The organism is Orenia sp. (assembly GCF_055140805.1).
In genome coordinates, this window is record NZ_JBSQYM010000179.1 from 1 (window position 1) to 5048 (window position 5048).

At 30.9% G+C, this 5048-nt stretch carries 7 protein-coding genes; 5 read left to right on the plus strand and 2 right to left on the minus strand.

Translation table 11 applies throughout. The features are described from left to right. The first annotated feature begins 118 nt into the window (after window positions 1–118). Both ACTCDL_RS13810 and ACTCDL_RS13815 read left to right on the plus strand, forming a co-directional pair. Window positions 119–424: an ATP-binding protein gene (locus tag ACTCDL_RS13810; protein WP_463178025.1), complete on the plus strand. Its 306-nt coding sequence runs from the start codon at window positions 119–121 to the stop codon at window positions 422–424. A gap of 117 nt (window positions 425–541) precedes the next feature. Further along, complete coding sequence (locus ACTCDL_RS13815) at window positions 542–1657, plus strand: aminopeptidase (RefSeq protein ID WP_463178028.1); 1116 nt, start codon at window positions 542–544, stop codon at window positions 1655–1657. 221 nt (window positions 1658–1878) lie between these two features. On the opposite strand, the gene ACTCDL_RS13820 is transcribed toward ACTCDL_RS13815, so the two are convergent. Then, a complete protein-coding gene (locus ACTCDL_RS13820) occupies window positions 1879–2160 on the minus strand; it encodes a hypothetical protein (protein ID WP_463178030.1) in 282 nt (93 codons plus the stop codon). Between the two features lie 332 nt (window positions 2161–2492). On the opposite strand from ACTCDL_RS13820, the gene ACTCDL_RS13825 reads away from it, so the two are divergent. Next, complete coding sequence (locus ACTCDL_RS13825) at window positions 2493–3203, plus strand: N-acetylmuramoyl-L-alanine amidase family protein (RefSeq protein ID WP_463178032.1); 711 nt, start codon at window positions 2493–2495, stop codon at window positions 3201–3203. 114 nt (window positions 3204–3317) lie between these two features. Continuing rightward, entirely contained in the window at window positions 3318–3779 is a 462-nt protein-coding gene (locus ACTCDL_RS13830; RefSeq protein WP_463178034.1) for a DUF3189 family protein, read from the plus strand. Between the two features lie 53 nt (window positions 3780–3832). Here ACTCDL_RS13830 and ACTCDL_RS13835 read toward each other — a convergent pair whose 3' ends face one another. After that, window positions 3833–4279, minus strand: coding sequence for an FxsA family protein (locus tag ACTCDL_RS13835; protein ID WP_463178036.1), 447 nt, complete (start codon window positions 4277–4279; stop codon window positions 3833–3835). Window positions 4280–4956: 677 nt separating this feature from the next. Here ACTCDL_RS13835 and ACTCDL_RS13840 point away from each other — a divergent pair. Further along, window positions 4957–5048 (plus strand): cupin domain-containing protein (locus tag ACTCDL_RS13840; RefSeq protein WP_463178038.1); only part of this gene is annotated, 92 nt, incomplete at its 3' end.

Consider the following 5048-nt stretch of genomic DNA (forward strand, 5'->3'; position numbering starts at 1 on the left):
ATGTGTATAAGAGACAGGTATTAATTATATGACTCCAGAAGAATGTGAAATTAAAGCTAAAAATATAGCATGAAAAATTCGATTTTTTGTGTCTAAGATATTGACATAGATCCAAGGAGTGGGAATTCCAGAAAAGAAATTAAAGAAATTATTCAATAGATTTGAGCAGGTAGATTCTTATTTAAGTAATAAGGCTGAAGGTAGTGGAGTAGGCTTAGCCTTGGTTAAGACTATTGTAGAGGCCCATAATGGTAAGATATCAGTAGCTAGTCGATATGGAGAATGGACAGAATTTAAAATAGAACTACCGATAAAAATTATTTCTAAAGAAGATATCTGTTATAATAGTACTTATACTAAAGATAGTATTATAGAAAGGGTTAATATTGAATTCTCTGATGTATATCAAAGCTATATTTGTTAAAATTTTATGCTTTTTTTAGTTTTAATTATAATTTGATTTTTAAACTAATTATCATTATAATTAACTTTAGATAAATCTTGTAATATAACTAATAAACTATATAAAGGGGTGCTAAGTATGTTAGATCCTAGAATAAAAGAGTTAGCCAATAATTTAATCAATTATTCTGTTGAATTAAAGCGAGGAGAGAAGATATTAATTGAAGTATTTGGAGCAGAAAACTCCCTTGCTCGCCAATTAGTCAAAGAGACTTATGCAGTAGATGCTATTCCTTTTGTGGAGGTCAATGATGAGTTATTAAGTAGAGAGTTGTTAATGAAAGCTAGTGCTCAACAGCTAGAGGACCAAGCTAGGTATCATAAGATTAGGATGGAAGAGATGGATGCTTATATTGCTATCCGCTCTGCTGAGAATATTACTCAAAACTCTGATGTGCCCAGTGAGAATATGCAACTTTATATGGAGAAATTTATTAAGCCAGTCCATGGTGAGATTAGAGTACCAAATACAAAATGGTGTATTTTAAGATATCCAAATCATTCAATGGCACAATCAGCAAGTATGAGTACTGAAGCTTTTGAGGACTTTTATTTTGATGTATGTACTTTAGATTATGCTAAGATGTCTGAGGCAATGGACAACCTAGTAGAGCTGATGGAGCAGACTGACAAGGTTAAGATAGTAGGAGAAGGAACAGATTTGACCTTCTCAATTAAGGATATTCCAGCTATTAAATGTGATGGTAAATTGAATATCCCTGATGGTGAGGTCTTTACTGCACCAGTAAAGGATTCAGTCAATGGGGTTTTAACCTATAATACACCAGCAGTCTACCAAGGTTTTACATATGAGAATATCAGATTAGAGTTTGAAGATGGTAAAATTATCAAAGCTACTGCTAATAATACTGAGAAGATCAATAAAGTCTTTGATACCGATGAAGGTGCTCGTTATATCGGTGAATTTGCTATTGGGGTCAATCCTTATATAGAGACCCCAATGAAGGATACTTTATTTGATGAGAAGATTAAGGGGAGTTTCCACTTCACACCAGGTAAGTGTTATGATGAAGCTAGTAATGGTAATAAATCTTCTATCCATTGGGATTTAGTCTGTATCCAACGAGCAGAGTATGGTGGAGGAGAGATTTATTTTGATGATAGGTTAATTAGAAAAGATGGATTGTTTGTTATTCCAGAGTTGGAATGCTTAAATCCTGATAATTTAAAATAAATCAATAAGAAGTAGCCACTAGTGGCTACTTCTTATTGATTTATAGTATCGTTTTATGGGGATATTGGGACATTTTTAAAATTAGCGTGAGTGGATGTGTGAGTGTGAGTAAACCCCAATTAAAAAGAAGTTTTACACACACTCATAGCTCACACTCGACACGAAAGTGTCACAATATCTCTATATTGTATTGCTTCTCTAAAATCTTAGGTTAGATATATTTATACCATAGTTTCTTGCTTTTCCTTGAAGTTCTTATATGCTGTAACACCATCCTCGATTACACGCTCACTCTCTGGTGATTTAATAAATTCTGCATGAATTTCGGCAAATTTTTCTCTAAACTCTTTATTCTCCTTCAAAAAGTGAGTAGCTACTTCAGTCATTAACAAGAGCATCTCTAGGGTCTTATCATACTCTGCTGTATCGCTATCTTTCATCTCCTCAAGGCGTTGATTGACCATCCCAATAGACATTTCCTTTAATTTATTAGCAAATATCATCTTATCACTCCTTAGCTTTTCTTTATCTATATTTTGTTAAAAGTAAGGAAAATCTATACTGCAATAATTTTGTTTAGTTATGAGTAATTATAAGTAAAGGGGTTATGTATTTTTGATTTTAAAGTAAAAGTTAAATATGTAGTTATAGAGAGATAGTGCGATAGTTTTTATAATGATAAATTTACTAGCCACAGGTTTTAACCTGTGGTGATGATGATATGTTACACTACGGGTTAAAACCCCGTAGCTAAAGCTTAAAGTGTCGAAATATACCCATAAAGTATTATTTTAAAATTCACATAGCTATATAATGTTATTTTGGGAGGGATAAGATGATTGTTTTGTGTAATAAGATGTTTTTGAAGGTGTTATTTATAATTATATTTTTGGCTTCATTGATTGGAAGTGTAACTAGTTATATCAATCGGGCCAGACCTGTAAGTAACTTAAATCAGATGTCAGACAAAGTGATAGTTATAGACCCAGGACATGGTGGGATTGATATTGGAGCATCATATGATAATTTAGTAGAGAAGAAGGTTAATCTAGATATAGCAAGAAGATTGAGAAATTTACTTGCTACTAAAGGTGCTAAGGTAATTATGACTCGCTATCATGATACTGCTTTAGACCATAAGAATCAAGCATATAAAAGTAGGCATATGAGAGATTTAAAGGCTAGAGTAGATACTATAAATAATAATAAAGCAGAGCTATTTGTCAGTATCCATGTCAATTCTTTTGTAGGTAAGTTTAAAATTAGAGGTCCAATTGTATTTTATCAGAATAAAAAGAAGGCAAATCAGAGTTTAGCTCAGAAGATTCAGCAGAGGTTAAATCAAATTAGTTATAAGGGCATAGATCTCCCAGAGAATTCAATTAGAGTTGGCAACTATTATATTTTAAATAACAGTAGAGTAACAGGAGTATTAGTAGAAGTAGGTTTCATCAATAAGAAGGTAGATAATTGGCTCTTAACTGAGGATAAGTTTAAGGATAAGCTAGTTTATGGGATTTATCAAGGAATTTTAGATTATTATTAGTCAATTATCTTTAATTTCAAATTAAAATAATATAAACAGAAGTAAAGATTAGAATAAATTAACACTATAGAGGTAGACTAAATAGGAGTAGATTATAAAGTCAGGAGGAGAAAAATGGATATTATCTATCATGATGTTGGTGGTACCCATTCAGTGGCAGTAGCATCAGCAGTACATCTAAATAAATTACCGATGGATAGAACTCCAAATAAAGATGAAATACTTAATTTACCTACCTTTGATAAGCTTAAAACTAAGGATTTGGGACATCTAATCTATCAAGGTGAAGATGAGTTTGGCAATCAAGTTTATACTTTAGGCTGTAAATATGCTGAAAAATTTGTTGTTCCCGCAATCAAAGATACCTATAAGCTATTAGGGGATCAAAAAGAGTTAAAGTTAGTTAAGACTAAATCGACTATTAACTTTACAATGAAGATAGGTGGTTATACCTCTCGGGCTTTAGGATTAATGACTATTGGCAGACCAATCGTTACTCAAGGTGTCTTAAAGGCTTATCCTAAGATAGTTGAACTGGTCTCTGAAGTTAAGAGAGAATTAGAAGTTAAGAATTAAATTACTAATAAATAAGAGCTAGCAAATAGAAATTTCTATTTGCTAGCTCTTATTTATGGAGTGGTATTATTTTCATCATCAACAATATTAACAGTCTTCTCTTCCTGTTGATTAAAGGAGAAGAACTGTACTCTACCAGTTGTGATTAACTTACTGAACTTACCCTTCATCAAAAATTTAACCTGCTTTCTAGTAAAAGGAATGATACAAGAAAATCCAGCAAAATCTGTTAATAATCCTGGGGTAATTAACATAGCACTGCCAATTAAGATTAATAAGCCATCGATTAAACTATCAGCAGGCATCTCTCCTTGGGATAGAGATTGATTTATCTTTTTGACAACTGAAGTTCCTTGCTTTTTGGCCAATATAGCTCCAATAATTCCAGTGGTAGCTATTAAAGAGATTGTATAGAATGTTCCAACATAATAGCTTAATCTGATTAATAAGGTCAATTCTATCAAAGGAATTACGGTAAATATTAAAAATAATTTAAACATAAGTTATCCCTCCTATATTTGATACTTATTAATATTCTATTCTTTAAATAATAGAAGAGTTTATAGTAATATAATCCAATACCTCAATGTATATATATTGAATTAAATAATTTCATTAAAATCTAATTATTAAAAGAATTATTAACCACGAATAAAAACTAAAAAATTAAATTATAAACTATGAATGAGCAATTTTCAAACCAATTAATGTAAATGATTAATTTTAAGTTATTTTATACTGGGATATAGATATCCAAATCTGAAGTGAAATAAAAACAAAATCAAAAGATAGTTAGCCACTAATTACATGAATAGTCATGAATAATAAATAACTTAATAAATTAGACAGTGTTTTAATTCACCCCAGGACTACTTCTTCGATAACTTCACTCTTAGGGCGCGTGGCAAAAAATAATATTTTAAATTTTTTAAAGTTGTTTATTCATATGCCTTAAATAAGTAAGAATATTAACCTGAATGAACAGCCTAATTATAAGAATTGTAAATTAATGTAATCATTTTTGCTCGTTTATAGTTATAAATAAAAATCTTTTGGACTATTAGTGTAGATTGGTGTTTATTCGTGGTAAAAAGGGATTTTAATTTATATCTTTTATGAAAATCATTGCTTTAACTTATATAGATAAAGTGAGTTCTTAGTTTTAAGGGGTTTTTAGATGAAATTACTCTACTTTCCAGCTGGGCTAGATTGTGTCTGGGAGGTTAAACAGGCTGTCAGAAAGCATTACTGTCTCTTATACACATCTCC